Origin of the sequence: Arthrobacter sp. RT-1 (assembly GCF_003367205.1) — a bacterium.
Lineage (GTDB): Bacteria > Actinomycetota > Actinomycetes > Actinomycetales > Micrococcaceae > Arthrobacter.
In genome coordinates this window covers 1-17007 of the sequence record NZ_QRGQ01000010.1, presented here as the reverse complement: position 1 = coordinate 17007, position 17007 = coordinate 1, and the positions used below count along the sequence as shown (strand labels likewise).

At 66.4% G+C, this 17007-nt stretch carries 18 protein-coding genes and 1 pseudogene; 15 read left to right on the top strand and 4 right to left on the bottom strand.

Annotation, left to right across the window (positions count from 1 at the left end):
- Positions 1–10: 10 nt before the first annotated feature.
- The 3 genes and pseudogenes from DXK94_RS10275 to DXK94_RS10265 form a co-directional block, all read right to left on the bottom strand.
- The gene (locus tag DXK94_RS10275; protein WP_258868515.1) at positions 11–391 is read right to left on the bottom strand and encodes a nuclear transport factor 2 family protein; all 381 of its coding nucleotides are present in this window, start codon (positions 389–391) and stop codon (positions 11–13) included.
- A 95-nt stretch (positions 392–486) separates the two neighbouring features.
- Complete coding sequence (locus tag DXK94_RS10270; protein ID WP_115524895.1) at positions 487–624, bottom strand: methionine/alanine import family NSS transporter small subunit; 138 nt, start codon at positions 622–624, stop codon at positions 487–489.
- Positions 621–2196: pseudogene (locus DXK94_RS10265) on the bottom strand (sodium-dependent transporter). The gene DXK94_RS10270 and the pseudogene DXK94_RS10265 overlap by 4 nt, the downstream one beginning before the upstream one ends.
- Positions 2197–2347: 151 nt before the next feature.
- On the opposite strand from DXK94_RS10265, the gene DXK94_RS10260 reads away from it, so the two are divergent.
- The 12 genes from DXK94_RS10260 to DXK94_RS10205 all read left to right on the top strand — a co-directional run bounded on the left by DXK94_RS10260 (position 2348) and on the right by DXK94_RS10205 (position 14264).
- Complete coding sequence (locus tag DXK94_RS10260) at positions 2348–3058, top strand: alpha/beta fold hydrolase (RefSeq protein ID WP_115524894.1); 711 nt, start codon at positions 2348–2350, stop codon at positions 3056–3058.
- A gap of 30 nt (positions 3059–3088) precedes the next feature.
- The gene (locus DXK94_RS10255) at positions 3089–3703 is read left to right on the top strand and encodes a TetR/AcrR family transcriptional regulator (protein ID WP_115524893.1); all 615 of its coding nucleotides are present in this window, start codon (positions 3089–3091) and stop codon (positions 3701–3703) included.
- A gap of 105 nt (positions 3704–3808) precedes the next feature.
- Positions 3809–5032, top strand: coding sequence for an MFS transporter (locus tag DXK94_RS10250; protein WP_115524892.1), 1224 nt, complete (start codon positions 3809–3811; stop codon positions 5030–5032).
- Between the two features lie 32 nt (positions 5033–5064).
- Positions 5065–6717: an amidohydrolase gene (locus DXK94_RS10245; protein ID WP_309544316.1), complete on the top strand. Its 1653-nt coding sequence runs from the start codon at positions 5065–5067 to the stop codon at positions 6715–6717.
- Between the two features lie 40 nt (positions 6718–6757).
- Positions 6758–7852: an agmatine/peptidylarginine deiminase gene (locus DXK94_RS10240; protein WP_181884795.1), complete on the top strand. Its 1095-nt coding sequence runs from the start codon at positions 6758–6760 to the stop codon at positions 7850–7852.
- A complete protein-coding gene (locus DXK94_RS10235; protein ID WP_181884794.1) occupies positions 7849–9585 on the top strand; it encodes an amidase in 1737 nt (578 codons plus the stop codon). The genes DXK94_RS10240 and DXK94_RS10235 overlap by 4 nt, the downstream gene beginning before the upstream one ends.
- A 183-nt stretch (positions 9586–9768) precedes the next feature.
- The gene (locus DXK94_RS10230; RefSeq protein ID WP_115524891.1) at positions 9769–10659 is read left to right on the top strand and encodes a pentapeptide repeat-containing protein; all 891 of its coding nucleotides are present in this window, start codon (positions 9769–9771) and stop codon (positions 10657–10659) included.
- Positions 10660–10831: 172 nt separating this feature from the next.
- Positions 10832–12088 (top strand): D-arabinono-1,4-lactone oxidase, encoded by a 1257-nt coding sequence (locus tag DXK94_RS10225; protein ID WP_115524890.1) that lies wholly within the window; start codon positions 10832–10834, stop codon positions 12086–12088.
- 50 nt (positions 12089–12138) lie between these two features.
- On the top strand, positions 12139–12474 hold the full coding sequence (locus tag DXK94_RS10220) for a hypothetical protein (protein ID WP_079599056.1): 336 nt from the start codon (positions 12139–12141) through the stop codon (positions 12472–12474).
- A 104-nt stretch (positions 12475–12578) separates the two neighbouring features.
- Positions 12579–12794 carry a hypothetical protein gene (locus tag DXK94_RS10215; RefSeq protein WP_079599057.1) on the top strand — a complete coding sequence of 72 codons (216 nt, stop codon included), beginning with the start codon at positions 12579–12581 and terminating at the stop codon, positions 12792–12794.
- Positions 12791–13930, top strand: a complete 1140-nt coding sequence (locus DXK94_RS10210; protein ID WP_115524889.1) for a Vms1/Ankzf1 family peptidyl-tRNA hydrolase — start codon at positions 12791–12793, stop codon at positions 13928–13930. Before DXK94_RS10215 ends, DXK94_RS10210 begins: the two co-directional genes overlap by 4 nt.
- 49 nt (positions 13931–13979) lie before the next feature.
- The gene (locus DXK94_RS10205) at positions 13980–14264 is read left to right on the top strand and encodes a hypothetical protein (protein WP_115524888.1); all 285 of its coding nucleotides are present in this window, start codon (positions 13980–13982) and stop codon (positions 14262–14264) included.
- Positions 14265–14348: 84 nt separating this feature from the next.
- Here DXK94_RS10205 and DXK94_RS10200 read toward each other — a convergent pair whose 3' ends face one another.
- Positions 14349–14897 carry a MarR family winged helix-turn-helix transcriptional regulator gene (locus tag DXK94_RS10200; protein WP_115524887.1) on the bottom strand — a complete coding sequence of 183 codons (549 nt, stop codon included), beginning with the start codon at positions 14895–14897 and terminating at the stop codon, positions 14349–14351.
- 262 nt (positions 14898–15159) lie between these two features.
- On the opposite strand from DXK94_RS10200, the gene DXK94_RS10195 reads away from it, so the two are divergent.
- From DXK94_RS10195 to DXK94_RS10185, 3 genes are all read left to right on the top strand, one after another.
- Positions 15160–16029 carry a hypothetical protein gene (locus tag DXK94_RS10195; RefSeq protein ID WP_115524886.1) on the top strand — a complete coding sequence of 290 codons (870 nt, stop codon included), beginning with the start codon at positions 15160–15162 and terminating at the stop codon, positions 16027–16029.
- Positions 16030–16046: 17 nt separating this feature from the next.
- Positions 16047–16457, top strand: a complete 411-nt coding sequence (locus tag DXK94_RS10190) for a phage holin family protein (RefSeq protein WP_115524885.1) — start codon at positions 16047–16049, stop codon at positions 16455–16457.
- A partial coding sequence (locus DXK94_RS10185) for a DUF3618 domain-containing protein (protein WP_147294370.1) occupies positions 16454–17007 on the top strand: 554 nt, incomplete at its 3' end. The genes DXK94_RS10190 and DXK94_RS10185, both read left to right, overlap by 4 nt.

Sequence of the window (17007 nt, the reverse complement as noted above, 5' to 3'; positions counted from 1 at the left end):
GCGGTCCCTGCTACGCCTTTTCAACCCACTGGGACCGCCATTCAGGCGCCTCGAAGGCCTCACTCCAGTACGCCGTTTCCCTGGCAATGCGGCCGTCGCGAAATTCAAAGATGAACACCGTCTCGTACTGCGGTCCGCCGTAATCCAGCAGCGCTTCGGCGATCACCAGGTTTCCACCACTGAGCATCCGCCGCGGCGTGATGGTGGGCAACTGCGGGAAGGCGTTATAGATTTCCCTGCGGTTCTCCGCGCCCCGAACAACTTCCCCGGACTGCGGCCAGTGCATCACCGCATCGTCATGGAACAGCTCGTCCATGACCTCAACGCGGCGGTTATTGAGGCATGCAATCAGCCGATTGACCACGTTCTCATTGAAGCTTGTTTCTGCCACGGCCTGGACCTGATTCCTGGAGGATTTTCAACTGATGCGTTGCATTGTCCTCTTCAGGCCTGCCCTGCACCACGGGCCATGTCCGCCAGCGCTGCCTAGAGTTCCCGCGCCGGCTCTTCCGGCAGGGCACCCTCATCCTCCTGGTGCCGCTTCAGGTTGAGCAGCGCCAGCGCGAGCCCACCCCAGACGGTCACGATCGCAATGATCATCATGGTGATGGCGATGGGTGTCACAGCGCTGCCTCCTTTGCGTCTTCCTCCACCAGGGCGTCATACTCGGGATCGTCATGCGCCTTGGACCTGCGGCTCCAGGGGATGAAGGTCAGCACCAGCGCCACCAGCACAAGCGCCCCGGACATACCCCAGCCAAACACGCCCACAAACCACTCCGGATACCCCTCGTAGGTGGTGGAGATCTTGCTGATGAACTCGTTGGCCACCATGTAGATCAGCGCCAGCGGCACAACAGCTGCCACCAGCACCATCCACGTCCCGCGCATCTTGACAGTGGAGATCCGGTTCAGGTGGGCGGACAGCAGCGGGAGCTTGCGCAGGAACCAGGCAAGCACCACTACTGTGACCAAGGCGCCGAGGGTGATCCCGAAGCTGTTGACGAACGCGTCGGAGGTGTCCAGCAGGTACAGGCCGGTCGCGGTCGGAAAGAATGCCAGTGAAACGGCGGCCACCAGGATGCTGACCACCAGGGAGGCCTTGACCCGGCCCCAGCCGAGCTTGTCCTGCACGGCGGCAACGATGACTTCGAGCACGGAAATCAGGGACGTGATTCCCGCGAAGACCAGTGATCCGAAGAACAGCACGCCCATGACCGCTCCAAAGGGCGCCTGCGACACGATAGTGGGGAAGGCGACGAAGGCCAGGCCGATTCCCTGGGTCACCACGTCGTTCACTCCGGTCCCCGCCGCCTGGGCCATAAAACCAAGGGCGGCAAAGACACCGATGCCTGCCAGGATCTCGAATCCGGAATTGGAGAACGCAACCACCATGCCTGAGCCGGTGAGGTCCGTCCTGCGCTTCAGGTAGGACGAATAGGTGACCATGATCCCGTAGCCCACGGAGAGCGAGAAGAAGATGTGCCCGTAGGCTGCAGCCCATACGGACGGGTCGGCGAGCGCGGACCAGTCGGGAGTGAAGAAAGCGTTGAGGCCTTCGGCTGCCCCTGGGAGGAACAGCGCCTGGATCACCAGGAGGACGAACATCACCACCAGCAGCGGCAGCAGGACGGCGTTTGCACGGGAAATGCCCTTGCGGATCCCGGCAACCATGATGAGGATGACCGCCGCCCAGATCAGCAGCAGCGGAAAGAACACTGACGGGACGAACTCGAATCCGAGGCCAGGCGCCTCGGCCACTGCCAGGAAGTTGCCGAAGAAGAAGCCTTCGGCGTCATCACCCCAAGCCTCCGTGAAAGAAAAGATGGTGTACATCAGTGCCCACGCGATGATCACCGCGTAGTAGGCCGCAATCACGAAACAGACGAGCACCTGCCACCAGCCCAGTGGCTCCGCGGCACGATGGAGCCGCCGGTAGGCCAGCGGGGCGGAACCGCGGAATTTGTGCCCAACGGCGTAGTCCAGGAAGAGCAGCGGAATGCCGGCCGACAACAGCGCCACCAGGTAGGGGGATCAGGAACGCGCCGCCGCCGTTGTCGTAGGCAATGTACGGGAAGCGCCAGATGTTGCCGAGGCCCACGGCGGAACCGATAGCGGACAGGATGAAGAGCCGGCGGGAGGAGAAGGTTTCGCGTTTGACCGGTGTGTCCGGGCTGGCCGGGGAGGAAGTGCTCATGTGGTGCTCTCTCAGCTGGCGGTGGAGGTGAGTTTCGCGGACTACTTCCGGACTTTACTGCTGCCCGTGATCTCGCGGAACCCCTGCTTTGCCGCAGTCCGGATTCGATGGACCGTGGGCGGCCTTGGGCCGGCCGGAGTAGGGTTCCGTCATGGACATCATCCTGGTTCCCGGCTTCTGGTTGGACGCTTCCTCCTGGGAGGAGGTGACGCCGGCGCTCGAGGCCGCAGGACACCGCACGCATCCCCTGACTTTGCCGGGGCTTGAAAGCGTGGACGCCAACCGCGCCGGGATCGGCCTCCACCAGCACGTCGTTGCCGTCACGGCTGCCGTGGATGGCATCGAGGGAAAGGTGGTCCTGGTGGGACACTCGGGCGGCGGCGCCATCATCCATGCCGTGGTGGACGCCCGGCCAAACAAGGTGGAACGGGCCATCTACGTGGACAGCGGCCCCCTTGGCGAGGGCGGGGTCATCAATGATGAACTGCCGGCCGACGGGGACGACGTCCCGCTGCCGCCGTGGGAAGGGTTCGAGGACGCCGACCTGGTGGACCTCGATGACCGGCTCCGCGACGCATTCCGTGCGCGTGCCATTCCCCAGCCCAAAGGCGTTGCCTACGACCAGCAGCACCTCCACGACGAACGCCGCTACGAGGTGCCGGCCACCATCATCGCGTGCGAGTTCCCCTCCGCCATGCTTCAGGAATGGATCGCAGCCGGCCACCCGTTTGTTGCCGAACTGGCCCGCGTCCGCGATGTGGAGTACGTGGACCTGCCCACCGGCCACTGGCCCCAGTTCACCAAGCCCGCGGAACTTGCCCGGGCCATCCTGGCGGCGGTGGAGCGGACAACTGCCAGCTAGATTGAACGGACCACCTGCCGAGGAGTCCACATGCCGCGCCCCCGATCCCCGCTCCTTTCCGTCGACGCCATCGTTGGCGCCGCCCTCTCCCTGGTGGACGCCACCGGCGACTTCAGCTTTCCCAAAGTGGCAAGGGAACTCGGGGTCAGCCAGGCGTCCCTGTACAACTACATCGACAACCGCGAACACATCATCGAGCTGATGCGGGGACGCGTTTTTTCCGCCCGGGACCCCCTCGATACCCAGTACCTGCCCTGGGACGAGGCGCTCCGGAGCCTCGCCCACAAATACCGCGACTGCCTGGTGGACCACCCCCGGCTGGTGCCGCTCCTGGTGACCCAAACCGTGCAGGACCTCGGTGTAATGCGCATCTACGAGGACATGGCCATCGTCCTGGGCAAGGCCGGCCTGGCCACCCCTGCAATCGTCCCGGCCATCACCGCACTGGACTACCTGGTCCTTGGTTCGGCGCTGGAACTCACTGCGCCGGACGTCGTCTGGTCTCCCCCGCCGGGGCAATTCCCGGCACTGTCCGCCGCCATTGCCGACCTCGGGTCGCCGGCGGAACGCTCGGACACCGCGTTTTCCTTCGGACTCGAGACACTGCTGGCCGGGATTAGGGCGGTCACAAAAGCAAGTTTCTGAAAGGCTTTCACAAAAACCCTTGTGCTGGCGGCAAGGCATCTTCATAATAAATGAAGGCCATTCATTTTGTGACGGTCTTCACTCCATCCCAGCAAGGAGAAGCCCATGTCCCCGGACGATAACCACACAGGGCGCGTTCCCCTCACCGCCACCAGGGCGGTTTCCGTATTCGGCATCAGTGTTGTTGGCTTCATGACCGCCAACCTGGTGCCCGTCATGATCGTCGCCCTGACCGGAGAACTCGGCTTTTCCGATACAGAGGCGGGCACGCTGATGACGGGCTCGCTGCTCGCCTGCGCCGTCGCCTGCCTGCTCACCTCCAAGTGGGCTGCCGCGAACGGGCGGTATACCGTGGCCCGCGCCGGACTCGTCCTGACGGCGGCAGGCTTCGGCGCCGCCGCGTTCATTCCTTCCGCACCCGTCGTCGTCGCCGGCGTCCTGATTGGCGGCCTCGGAGCGGGCGGCGCTGTTTCGACAGGCGGTGCCGCGCTCGGCGCCCTCCGCAACCCTGACCGCGCTTCCGGCATCAGCGGCTTTGCCAACCGCGCCATCGTTTCGGTGGTCCTGTTCATCATTCCCGCGCTGGGCGCAGGCATGGGCAGCGCCTTCGGCCTGCTCGCGGGCCTCGCCCTGGCCGCCCTCTTCACCACCGCCTGGCTCCCGGACCGTCCCGCCAGTTCCGACGCCGCGCCGCTGGCAGTCTCCGCACCGGCCAAAAATTCAAAGCCCACCACCCTGGCGGGCATCGGCCTGCTGGCCTGCTTCGCCCTCTGGGCACTCAGCGAGGACTCCCTGTGGGCCGTCGCGGCCACCATGGGAGCCGACCAGGCGCAGCTCGACGAGACCGGCATGGGCCTGGTCCTGAGCCTCTCCACCCTGGGCGGACTGCTCGCCTCCGGGCTGGTGGGACTCGCCGGGCGCAGGCTCGGACGGACCGCACCGCTGGCCGTGGCACTCATTGCCGGAGCCGCACTAAAGATGCTTTCCGGAACCGTAACGGATCCCAACCTGTACATCGCGGTCATCATCGCCTGGAACACCATCTACATCCTGGCCTTCATCTATATCGTGGCAACCGCCGCCGCCCTGGACGCCTCCGGGCGCTGGTCCGCGCCGGTGCTCGGCGTCTACCTGATCGGATCCTCCTTCGCGCCGTTCTTCGGAACCTTCGTTTCCACTGCCGCAGGGTACGACGTCCTCGGCTATGTCCTGGCCGGGATGACCCTCGTCCTGATGGTTCCGCTGCTCCTCATCTCCCGGATCTCCGTCCGGACCGAAGAAGCCGCCGCCGCGCCGCCGTCGGACATCAACAAAGCAGCCATCGCCTGATGACCCGCCCCTTTATGAAAGAAAGCACTCCCTTGCCTGCACGCACGCTCTATACCAACGCCACCGTCTTCACCGCCGACGGCTCCCTTGCGGAGGCCTTCGTGGTGGAAGGCGCGCGGTTCCTTTACGTCGGCCATGAAGCCGACGCCCGGAAAACCGCCGGCGAAGAAGCCGTTGAAGTGGACCTTGCCGGCGGCTTTGTCCTGCCAGGCTTCATCGATGCCCACACGCACCTGCTGATGATGGGCCAGGCCCTGAAGAAGGTCCCCCTCCGCGAGGCCGCGGATCCGAAAGATCTGCAGCGCCGCCTCCGCGAAGCCGCTGCCGCCGGCGATGCCCCCCGGATCCTGGGCGCAGGATGGCTCTACAGTTCCCTGGACGGCCAGCGCCCCACCCGGGAGCTGCTGGACGAAGCCGTGCCGGACCGTCCCGTCTACCTCGATGCCAACGACCTGCACTCGGTCTGGGTCAACAGCGCAGCCCTGGCCGAACTGGGGATCGATGACAATACTCCCGACCCCATCGGCGGCCGGATCGGCCGCGACCCGGCCACCGGGAAGGCCGACGGCATGCTGTACGAGACCGCAGTCCAGCAGATCGTCTGGCCCGCCCTGGCCGGCTACCTCACGGACGAGGACCGCGACGCCCAGCTGGAAGAGGCCTTCGCGAACTACCTTGCCGCGGGTGTCACCGGGGCCGTGGACATGGCCGTGCAGGACGATGACCTTGCCGCCTTCCGCCGGGCCATGGAACGCCGGAACGGTACACTCCCCATCAGAGTCAAGGGACACCTCCTGGTGGAGCGCCACGAGTCCGAGGCCGACAACCTGGCGCAGGTGGCGAAGGCAGCATGGCTCGCCGCCGAGCTCGACGGCGGGTGGCTGCAGATCTGCGGCATCAAGCTGATGGTGGACGGCGTCATAGACAGCTGCACCGCCGCGATGAAGGAACCGTACGCCGACGGCAGCACCTGCGAACCCATCTGGGACCGGGAAGCCCTGACCCCCGTGGTGGCAGCAGCGGACGCCGCGGGCCTACAGATAGCCCTGCACGCCATCGGTGACGAGGCCTCCGACATCGCGCTGGACGCCCTCGAGGAGGCCTACCTCCGGAACGGTCCGCGGGACCGGCGGCACCGCATCGAGCACCTGGAAACGGTCACCGAGGCCAACGTGAAGCGGCTGGCCGCCCTCGGGGTGGTGGCCTCCATGCAGCCGGTCCACGCGGACCCGGCCATCCAGGACAACTGGCGGAACGTTCTTGGCGACCACCGCATCGAGCGGGCATTTCCCTGGACGGAGTTCACGGATGCCGGCGCAACCCTTGCCTTCAGCACCGATGCACCCACCGCCCCGCACCAGCCGCTGCCCAACATGTATGTCGCCTCCACCCGGCGTTCGGCACTGGATCCCACCCTTGAAGCGAACCTGCCGGACTACGCCGTGGAGCTCGCTGAGGCGTTGTGCCATGCCACCCGCGACGCCGCCTTCTCCTGCAGGGCCGAGGAGCAGCAGGGCCGGATCGCGGCCGGCTACCTTGCCGACTTCACCGTCCTGGACACCAACCCGCTCCAGGCAGACCCCTCACAACTGCTCACCAACCACGCCCGGCTCACCGTAGTGGGCGGCACAACAGCGTACGACGCCGGCACGGCCGCAGCGTCCCGCCGCACCGCAGCCGCATAAAGCGCAGCCGGAAACAACCAGAAAGAACATAGGAAGACAGATGAAACCAGCCCCCGCCCCCGCAGAGGCCGCAACGGCTTTCGATCCGGCTGCCACCGGCTCCATGCCTGCCGAATGGGAAGCCCATGACGGCACCTGGATGGCTTTTCCGCCGCCTAACGAAACCTTCGGCGAAGTGGGCAGCCCCACGCTCGACCGCGCCCGGGCCGCCTGGACTAACGTAGCCCGCACCATCGCCCGCTACGAGCCGGTCACCGTCCTGGCCGATCCGCGCGATGCCACCGCCGCACGGGAGTGGCTGGGTGACGGGATCACCGTGATGGAAGTCCCGCTGGACGACGCCTGGCTGCGTGACAGTGGACCCACGTTCGTCCACCGGCCGGACGGCTCTCTGGCCGCCGTCGACTGGATCTTCAACGGCTGGGGTGCGCAGGAGTGGGCCGCCTGGGGCAATGACCAGGAGGTGGCCCGGGCAGTATCGGCGGAGGCCGGGGTTCCGGTGCGGCCCAGTTCACTGGTCAATGAAGGCGGCGGCTTCCATGTGGACGGCGAGGGCACCATCCTGCTCACCGAGACGGTCCAGCTGGATCCGGGACGCAACCCCGGAGCCACGAAGGAATCGGTGGAAGCCGAAATCCACGCAGCCCTGGGCACCACCAAGGCCATCTGGCTGCCGCGGGGCCTGACACGGGACTATGACGAGTTCGGCACGCGCGGGCACGTTGACATCGTGGCCGCCTTCGCCGGCCCGGGCACCGTCCTGCTGCACCGCCAGGATGACCCGGCCCACCCGGACTATGAGGTCTACCTGGAACTCCGCTCCGTCCTTGCCGGTGAGGTGGATGCCAAGGGCCGTCCCCTTCGGATCATCGACGTCCCCGCACCCACCGTCCTGCAGGACGAGGAAGGCTTCGTGGACTGGTCCTACATCAACCACTACGTGGCGAACAACGCGGTGGTGCTGTGCGCTTTCGACGACCCCAACGACGCCATCGCCGCCGGCATCCTGGAACGCGCCTATCCGGGACGGACCGTGGAGCTGGTGGACGCCCGCGACATCTTCGCCTTCGGCGGCGGCATCCACTGCATCACCCAGCAGCAGCCCGCGCCCGCACCGAAGGGAGCTCCGGAGTGATCCCGTTCAATATCGTGGAAGCAGGCATCACCCGGCTTCGTGCAGCCCTCGAGGCAGGTGAGGTGACCAGCGAGGAGCTGGTGCGCCTCTACCTGCAACGGATCGAGAAGTATGACTCATCAGGCATATGCCTGAACGCGCTGGTGGTGATGAACCCGGAAGCGCTGGCCGAAGCCAGGGCATCGGATGAGCGCCGGGCCAGGGGCGGCATCCTGGGACCGCTGGACGGCATCCCGTACACCGCCAAGGACAGCTACCAGGTAAAGGGCCTGACCGTCGCCGCCGGGTCCCCCGCCTTCAAGGACCTCGTGGCGCAGAAGGACGCCTTCACCGTCGAACGGCTGCGGGCCGGGGGTGCCGTCCTCATCGGGCTGACCAACATGCCGCCCATGGCCAACGGCGGCATGCAGCGCGGGGTATACGGCCGGGCGGAAAGCCCGTACAACGCGGACTACCTTACGGCCGCCTTCGCCTCAGGGTCCTCGAACGGGTCCGGAACAGCCACCGCGGCCAGCTTCGCAGCCTTCGGCCTCGCGGAGGAAACCTGGTCATCCGGCCGTGCGCCGGCGTCGAACAATGACCTCTGCGCCTACACCCCGTCACGGGGCGTGATCTCCGTCCGCGGCAACTGGCCGCTGGTCCCCACCATGGACGTGGTGGTTCCGCACACCCGGACGATGGACGACATGCTGGAAGTCCTGGACGTGGTGGTGGCGGACGACGCCGAAACCCGCGGCGATTTCTGGCGCGTCCAGCCCTGGGTCCCGCTCCCCAAGGCATCCGAAATCCGCCCTGACTCCTACGTGGAACTGGCGGTTCCGGACCGGGCCGCAGCTGTCCGCGTGCTGGCCGGTAAGCGCGTGGGCGTTCCGAGGATGTACATCAACGCGGACCCGGACGCCGGTACGGCAAGCAGTCCCGGCATCGGCGGACCCACCGGGCAGCGCATCCGGACACGCGCCTCCATCATCGGGCTGTGGAACGCGGCAAGGCAGGACCTTGAAGCCGCCGGGGCAGAGGTCATCGAGGTGGACTTCCCCGTGGTCTCGAACTACGAAGGCGACCGTCCCGGCGCGCCCACCATCGCCACCCGCGGCCTGGTCCCGCCCGAGTACCTGCGCCGCGAAATCGTGGACCTGTCCGCCTGGGCATGGAACGACTTCCTCGACGCCAACGGCGATCCGCACCTGAGTCGCCTGGCCGACGTCGACGGCGCCGCGATCTTCCCCGCGCCGGACGGATCGCTGCCGGACCGCTATCACGGGTTCGACGACGACATCAGCGACTATCCCGCCTGGATCCAGAGGGAGGGGGTCCCGTCCCTGACGGACATCCCGCATCTCAATGACGGGCTCAACGGACTTGAAGAAACCCGCCGCGTGGACCTCGAAGAGTGGATGGACGGCCTGGGCCTGGACGCTGTTGTGTTCCCGGCGGTTGCCGACGTGGCGCCCGCCGACGCGGACCGCAACGAGGCATCCGCCGACCTCGCGTGGCGCAACGGGGTATGGGTGGCGAACGGGAACCTGGTTCCCCGTCACCTGGGCATCCCCACCGTCACCGTTCCCCTGGGAATGGCAGCGGACATCGCCATGCCCGTGGGCCTCACCCTGGCCGGCAGGGCCTACAGCGACACCGACCTGCTGCAGCTGGCCGCGGCCTTTGAGGCCACCGGCACGCGCCGTGTCCCGCCGCCCCGCACCACGTCCCCGGAAGAGGCTGAAGAGGCCTGACGGCCGGCTGCGCAAGAGGCTACGCTGGTGGCAGTGACTTTCCCATCCTGCCTGTGACCCACAGCCTTCCGCAGTTCCCGTCGCTCCCCACCGGAGCGGTGATTCCGCGTGCCCGGGAGGGGAACCCGACCACGGGTTCCCCTCCTCCCCGCACCAGCATCGGAACCACTTTCGGGAGACCCCATGAACGCCCACCCAACCCCCGGCACAGCTGCACCCATCCTCGAACAGGATGCGCTGCGCCCTGACTGCTCCAGCTGCTTCGCGCTCTGCTGCACCGCCTTCGGATTTACCCGCTCGGCCGACTTCGCCATCGACAAGCCGCCCGCCGCACCGTGCCCCAACCTGGCCACGGACTTTTCCTGCACCATCCATGACCGGCTCCTGCCCAGGGGCTTCCGCGGCTGTACCGTCTTTGACTGCTTCGGTGCCGGCCAGGCGGTCAGCCAGCGCCTGTTCAACGGCATCAGCTGGCTGGAGGCGCCGGAGTCCCAGCAGGCCATGTTCGCTTCCTTCAAAACCATGAAGCAGCTGCACGAAATGCTCTGGCACCTTGCCGAGGCTGAGGCACGGACATTCAGCCCGGACTTCGCGGACGAGGTCCACCGGCTGCGCTCTATCCTCCAGGCCGCGGCCGACGGCCCCGTGGAGGACCTGCTGGACCTTGACCTCGAGTCCCTCCATCAGCGCACGGGCGGGATGTTGCGCGAGGTCAGCGAGGAGGTCCGGGCCGGCTATTTCGGCGGGGAAAACAGCACTGGCACAGGTCTGCGGCCCGGTGCAGACCTGGCAGGTGCCAACTTCCGCGGCGGGCAGTTGTGCGGGGCAGACCTCCGCGGGGCCTGCCTCATCGCCGCCGACCTGCGGGGCGCGGACCTCACGGACGTGGACCTGCTGGGTGCCGACCTCCGCGATGCCAGGCTCGACGACGCCGACCTCTCCGGCGCGCTCTTCCTCACCCAGGCGCAGGTCACCTCAGCCCGGGGCACCTGGGCCACGCGGCTGCCGCGCATGCTTTCCCGCCCCGGGCACTGGGCCAGGAAGGACGCGCCGGGCCCGGAGCAAAAGCACTAGCAGGAGCGGCCAGTACCCTGCCGGGTACTGGCCGCTCCCTCACAAAACCCGACGAGAAACTACTGGTCAGAGGTGCGTGATCCCGTTCCAGTCCCGGGCTCGCCTTGACAGCGCATTTGTTAGCGCTGACAGTAAGGGGAGCCAATTCGACCCCAAGCGGAAAGCCGACCGAATGAAGAACTGGGCAGGAAACCTTGAATACGCCTCAGCCGACGTCCGGCGGCCGGAGTCCGTGGCTGAGCTCGCCGAGGTGGTGGCCCGCTCATCGCGCGTGAAGGCGCTGGGTTCCCGGCACTCCTTCAACCGGGTGGGGGATACCGACGGCGTGCACATCCTGCTGGATGCCCTGCCGCAGCAGATCGACCTCGATTCAGCCAAGGGGACGGTCCGGGTCAGTGGCGGCGTGAGCTACGGTGCCCTGTGCCGCACCCTGGAGCAGTCCGGCGCCGCAATTCACAACCTTGCCTCGCTGCCGCACATCTCGGTGGCCGGGGCAGTGCAGACCGGAACCCACGGCTCCGGCGTGGACAACCAGTCCCTGGCGGGCGCCGTTGAAGCCATCGAACTGGTGAGGCCCTCGGGCGAACAGGTGCGGTTGTCCCGCGCGGACGGGGACGAGTTCCTGGCAAGCGTGGTGGGCGTGGGTGCCCTGGGCATCGTCACCGGCCTGGAACTCGCAGTCCGCCCCAGCTTCCGGATGCGCCAGCGGGTTCTGGTGGACCTGCCATGGGGCCGTGCCCTGGAAAGCTTCAATGACCTCGTGTCCGGCGCCTACAGCGTGAGCCTCTTTACCAACTACTCCGGGCAATCCATTAGCCAGGCCTGGTTCAAGGCATTGGATGAAGAGCCCGCGCTGGCGGACCTGTTCGGCGCAACCGCCGCCCTCACGCCCCGGCACCCCCTGCCGGACATGTCAGCCGAGAACTGCACGCTCCAGATGGATGAGCCCGGCCTGTGGCTTGACCGGCTGCCGCACTTCCGCCACGAGTTCACCCCGAGCAAGGGCGAGGAGCTGCAAAGCGAGTTCATCCTGCCGCTGGAGCATGCACCGGCCGCAATAGAGGCTGTGCGCAGCATCGCGGACAGGCTGGCGCCCTTGCTCTTCGTTTCGGAGATCCGCACGGGCGCCGCGGACGAGTTCTGGCTCAGCCCCTTCTACCGGCAGCAGAGCGTGGCGCTGCACTTCACGTGGAAGCCGCTGCAGCCGGAGGTCGAGGCCGTCCTGCCGGAGCTCGAGGACCTGCTGCGGCCCTTCGGTGCCAGGCCGCACTGGGGGAAGCTGTTCTCGCCGGAGGGCCACGACTGGGAGCAGCTCTATCCCCGCTTCGCAGCCTTCCGTTCCCTCGCGTCGGCCCACGATCCTGAGGGCAAGTTCCGCAACGCGCTGCTGGACAGCATCCTGGGCGTACCCGCCTCCAGCGCCCGCTGAGCCGTTCACCCGCGCCGGTCCCCCGGCGCACCAAGGGTTAGGCTGGACAGATGAAACGCCGCCTTGCCGCCCTGTCCGCCGTCCCCCTGATGCTGCTGCTTGCCGGCTGTGGTGCCGTGGAGGAAGCGGCAAGCAACGCAGCAAGTGATGCTGCGTCCAAAGTCGCCACCGCTGCCGCCGACGAAGTGAAGCGGCAAATCTGTACCGTCATCGATGATGGCTTGGTCAGCGTGGAGGACAAGCAGGTGCTGGCAGGGTTGGTTTCCGCTGCCCGGACAGCGGGTGTGCCCACGGAAATTACGACGCCGTTGGGCGAGATTGCGGCGGCCGGGGACCAGGTGCCGGAAGGCTCGGTCAAGGCCTTGAGGGACGCCTGCTCGGCATAGGAACTGCCCCCGAAATTCCCTCTTTAGCCCCCTGCATCTTGGTGCTACGGTGAAATGACGAACTAGTAAGCCTGTGATACTAATCACGCGCGAAGGAGATCGTCATGGCTGAACGAGGCAACACCAAGCACAACTCCGAGCTGGATGACCAGATGCAGCACGAAACCCAAGGGGTGGTCCGCGGCAACCAGCCGGCACACGCGGAGGAATGGCGGGAGACCGAGCCGTTCCCGGACGACACGGATCCCAATGAGGTCCGCGAAGCCCTGAATCCCGTGGCATCACCGGACCCCCTCGACGATGAGGAGGGGGAACAGTGACCGGCAGCCTGAAGGAATACGCGGATCTGTACAAGCTGCCCGGCCCCTGGTGCACGGCCTACGTGGATGCCGGCACCGGGACAGTGGATACCCTCGAAGCGGCCGACGTCCGCCCAGGCAACGCACGCGCCCAGCTGGAGGCCCAGGGAGCGTCCGCTGCCGACCTTGACGCGGTGGAACAGTCGCTCCAGCCCGAAGCCGGGATTCCTGCCCCGGTCTCAAGGTTCGTCCTGGTCCATCAGGGCAAGGCGGAGATCAATGAAGTCCTCGCGGGAGACCGCGTACTGCCGGAGCGGATTTCGGTGGACCCCATCCCTGACCTGCTGCCGCTGGTGAAACACCGGCCCGAAGACCTTCCCTATGTTGTTGCCGAGGTCAGCCGGGAGCACGGCGAAATCAGGCTGTACCACGCAGGTGCCGGCGCTCCTGACAGCACCCGGGAAGTCCAGGGCGAAACCGAGCATGTGAGCAAGTTCCAGGGCGGGGGCTGGGCGCACCTGCGGTTCCAGCACCACACCGAGGACGTCTGGCGACGGAACGCGGATGAGGTTGCCGGTGAAATTGACCGGGTGGTGGCCGAGAGTGGCGCCCGGCTGATTGTCCTGGCCGGGGATATCCGGGCGCGCGGCCTGGTCCAGGAGCAGCTCTCGAAGGCCAGCCAGGACCTGGTATCGGTGGTTGACTCGCACACCCACACACAGGGTGCCGATGACGCCCTCCTTGATGACCAGGTCAACCAGCGGGTCGCCGAACTCTGGGCAGCAGAGCAGCAGGAGGTCATGGACCGGCTGGCCATGCAGGAGGGGCAGGCCAACCCCGAGTCCGCCACCGGGATCGGTGCCGTTGTGCATGCGCTTCAGCAGGCACAGGTGGACGTGCTGATCCTGAACGATGCAGCCCTGACCGAGCGGACCCTGCTGGCCCTCGACGCAGAACCGTGGATCGCCACCGCCGAGGAGGAATCCCTGGCGGCCAACGTCCTGGGGAAGGTTCCGGCACCTGCAGCACTTTTGCGGGCGGCCGCCCTGACAGATGCACGCGTCCTGCTGGTTCCCGGCCCTGTCCTGCCGGAGGGCGTGGACGTTGCCGCCCTGCTTCGCTGGCCGACGGGACCAGCCGCGCCTGCGTCGTCGTGAGCAAATTCGCTTTGCCACCCGCGAAAGTTAGTGATCGGAAGGTGAAATCGTGACTACAGCAAATGAAAACCCTGACGCCGTACCAGGACTGATCATCCCGGAGGAGGACGCACTCCCCCAGCCCACCCGGACGGGCCATGGAAAAATGCCTGAAAATATCGACGACGACGCTTATGAGGCGGCAGCCGAGCAGGAGCGGGTAGCAGCGGGCCTTGCCGACTACGCGCCTGGCGACGTTCCGCCGGCCACCGACCCACTGCCCCCGGAGGCATCAGAAGAGGCCGATCTCGCCCAGCGCGGCCTGCTCGGGGAAGATCAGGAAGGCCAGGGATAGACACTCTAAACCGTGGTTGAGCCTATCGAAACCGAGCCGGGTTTCGACAGGCTCAACCATCGGCGTTTAACCACTGCGTTCTATTCAGGACTGGGAATCCTGGTCCCAGTCCTGATGCTGATCCGGTCCGCGCCGGCCGCCGCGACCCGTGTGCTGACGGCGCACAGAACGGTGTTCGGGCGCCACAAACGGTACAACTTCAGGATCGTGGCCCGCCGGCAGCGCCTTGACGAATTTCGACAGTTCCTCCCGCAGCACCTTCCAGGCAATGCCGGGATCATCCGGATAGGCATTGATTTCGGCCGCCCGGGCGGCCTCCAGGGCTGCGTGCCCATGGTCTGTCAGCTCCACTTTCAATTGCCGGCGGTCTGCGGCGTGCCGGGTCCGGGTGATATGCCCCGAAGCTTCCAGCCGCGTGAGTACCCGGCCCAGCGTCTGGCTCTGGACGCGGACTGCTTCCGCCAACTGCTCCTGGTTCAGCGGTCCGGCAGCCAATCCTTCCAGGGCGATCACGGCAGCCCTCGTCAGGCCCAGGTGGGCCAACGCGTCATCCTGGCGCCGTTGAACCAGGCGCGCCGCCAGAGTGATGAGGCGGTAGCTGTTCCGGGCATCCGGATCGGGATTGCTGGTCATCGGCCGCGGCCTTCCTGTAGGTGGAAAAGTGCGGGGGTTGCCTCCGTTGCTACCTACCTACAATAAGCATGCTTAGCATCATATTCGCAAGTAGGCTTACTATCCATCGCCGCAACGGCGCCTGAACAGGACGGACATCTTCACTTGCCCCTTGCGCATCAAAAGGAAAGTGTGCTTAGTATCTAATTAGTAACCTTGCTTACTAACCGCCAGCACTGCTGGTTCTTGATCGCCAGCTAACCCTTCATGGAAAGAGAGCCCGATGACAGAGAACCAATGGCCCCAGACCCCCAACACCGCTGCGACCGATCCGTTCGGCGCATCAGAGGTAGGACCTGACCAGAGCTTCACCACCTCCGCCGCCCCGGCTGGAACCGTTCCGGCTGGATCCGGAACGTCAAAGACCCAGGCGGCCAAGGAAGAAGCTTCGAACGTGGCCGGCCAGGCGGCATCGGCAGCCCAGGGTGTAGCCCAGACGGCAAAGGAAGAAGCGGCCAACGTTGCGTACGAGGCGAAGTCCAGCGCCCAGGACCTGCTGAACCAGGCGAAGTCCGGGCTGAGCAGCCAGGCAGGCACCCAGCAGCAGAAGGCGGCCGAGGGTATTCGCACCATTTCCAGCCAGCTGCAGAGCATGGCTAACGCTCCTGAGCAGCAGGGCGTGGCCAGCGACCTCATCCGGCAGGCCGCCAGCAGCACCGAGACCGTTGCCTCCTGGCTTGAAAACAAGCAGCCGGGCGACCTGCTCGGCGAGGTCCAGCGCTTCGCCCGCAACCGCCCGGGCACCTTCCTGCTCCTTGCAGCAGGAGCCGGCGTGCTGGCCGGCCGCCTGACCCGCGGCCTTGCCGCAGGCGCCACCGAGTCCCAATCCTCGGTCCAGGGCTCGCCCTCGCAGCGGTCCGTGCAGCCCGGGGTTGCTCCGCTGCGGCAGGAGACCGTCTATGCCGCCGGCACTGACGACCTCTTCACGGAGCCGGTAGTGGGCTCCCGGGCGCCGGTCTCCACCTCGACGCTGCCCTCCGGCACTACGGAAGATACCCCCCTCCGCTTCGAGGATGACCCCTACCGCGATGAGGACGGCAGCTACCACGCTGCAGACGGCACGTACCGGTCAACGGAAGGACGCCAGCTGTGAGTAGTCAGATACCGGAGATGCCCCCGAGTGAGGCGCATCAGAAGGCGGATATCGCGTCGCTGGGTGAGCTGCTGGGTGATGTGACCCGGGACCTGTCCACCCTGATGCGCCAGGAAGTGGAACTCGCCAAGGCCGAAGCCAAGCAGTCCGCAACCAAGGCAGGAAAGGGCGCCGGGATGCTCGGCGGCGCCGGCGTGGCCGGACACTTCGTCCTGGTCTTCCTGTCCCTGGCGCTGATGTTCGCCCTGGGCGCCCTGATGCCGCTGGGCTGGGCCGCCGTGATCGTCGCCGTGATCTGGGGCATCATCGCCGCGGTCCTGGCCTCGATCGGACGCAAGGAACTCAAGCAGATCAAGGGCATGCCCCAGACCGGCGAAACACTGTCCGAAATCCCCCCAACCCTAAAACCAGGTGAGGTAAACCGATGAGCGATAACCCGGACGCAATCCGTTCAGACATAGAAGCCACCCGCGCACGCCTGGGCACCAACGTGGACGCCGTCGCGGACAAGGTCACCCCGTCCAACATCGTCCACCGCCAGACCGACAAGGTCAAAGGCGCTGTCACAGGGGTCAAGGAGAAAATCATGGGAGCAGCAGACACCGCCACCACCCGGGTCCAGGACAGGGTCCACACCGGCACCGAACACACCGGCAACGCCCTGCACAGCACCGGCGACACCCTCCACGGGGCCAAGGACACCGCCGCGGCCAAACTCAGCGACGCCGGCACCGCGATCTCCCACGCACCGGACCAGGTCAAAGCCAAAACCCAGGGCAACCCCCTGGCCGCGGGCCTGATCGCGTTCGGCGCCGGGATGCTCGTCTCGTCCCTGATCCCGGCCAGCCAAAAGGAACGCGAAGCGGCCGACCAGCTCAAGACCGCCGCGCAGCCCCTGGCCACCCAGGTCACCGACGCCGCCAAGGACATGGTCCAGGACCTCAAGGAACCGGCCCAGGAAGCCATGGAAAACGTCAA

What these genes read in the sequence shown, in the direction of transcription:
- DXK94_RS10255 (WP_115524893.1), top strand. Translation starts at nt 3,089, where the DNA reads ATGCCGCGCCCCCGATCCCCGCTCCTTTCCGTCGACGCCATCGTTGGC.
- DXK94_RS10230 (WP_115524891.1), top strand. Translation starts at nt 9,769, where the DNA reads ATGAACGCCCACCCAACCCCCGGCACAGCTGCACCCATCCTCGAACAG.
- DXK94_RS10225 (WP_115524890.1), top strand. Translation starts at nt 10,832, where the DNA reads ATGAAGAACTGGGCAGGAAACCTTGAATACGCCTCAGCCGACGTCCGG.
- DXK94_RS10200 (WP_115524887.1), bottom strand. Translation starts at nt 14,897, where the DNA reads ATGACCAGCAATCCCGATCCGGATGCCCGGAACAGCTACCGCCTCATC.
- DXK94_RS10195 (WP_115524886.1), top strand. Translation starts at nt 15,160, where the DNA reads ATGACAGAGAACCAATGGCCCCAGACCCCCAACACCGCTGCGACCGAT.
- DXK94_RS10250 (WP_115524892.1), top strand. Translation starts at nt 3,809, where the DNA reads ATGTCCCCGGACGATAACCACACAGGGCGCGTTCCCCTCACCGCCACC.
- DXK94_RS10260 (WP_115524894.1), top strand. Translation starts at nt 2,348, where the DNA reads ATGGACATCATCCTGGTTCCCGGCTTCTGGTTGGACGCTTCCTCCTGG.
- DXK94_RS10240 (WP_181884795.1), top strand. Translation starts at nt 6,758, where the DNA reads ATGAAACCAGCCCCCGCCCCCGCAGAGGCCGCAACGGCTTTCGATCCG.
- DXK94_RS10220 (WP_079599056.1), top strand. Translation starts at nt 12,139, where the DNA reads ATGAAACGCCGCCTTGCCGCCCTGTCCGCCGTCCCCCTGATGCTGCTG.
- DXK94_RS10190 (WP_115524885.1), top strand. Translation starts at nt 16,047, where the DNA reads ATGCCCCCGAGTGAGGCGCATCAGAAGGCGGATATCGCGTCGCTGGGT.
- DXK94_RS10215 (WP_079599057.1), top strand. Translation starts at nt 12,579, where the DNA reads ATGGCTGAACGAGGCAACACCAAGCACAACTCCGAGCTGGATGACCAG.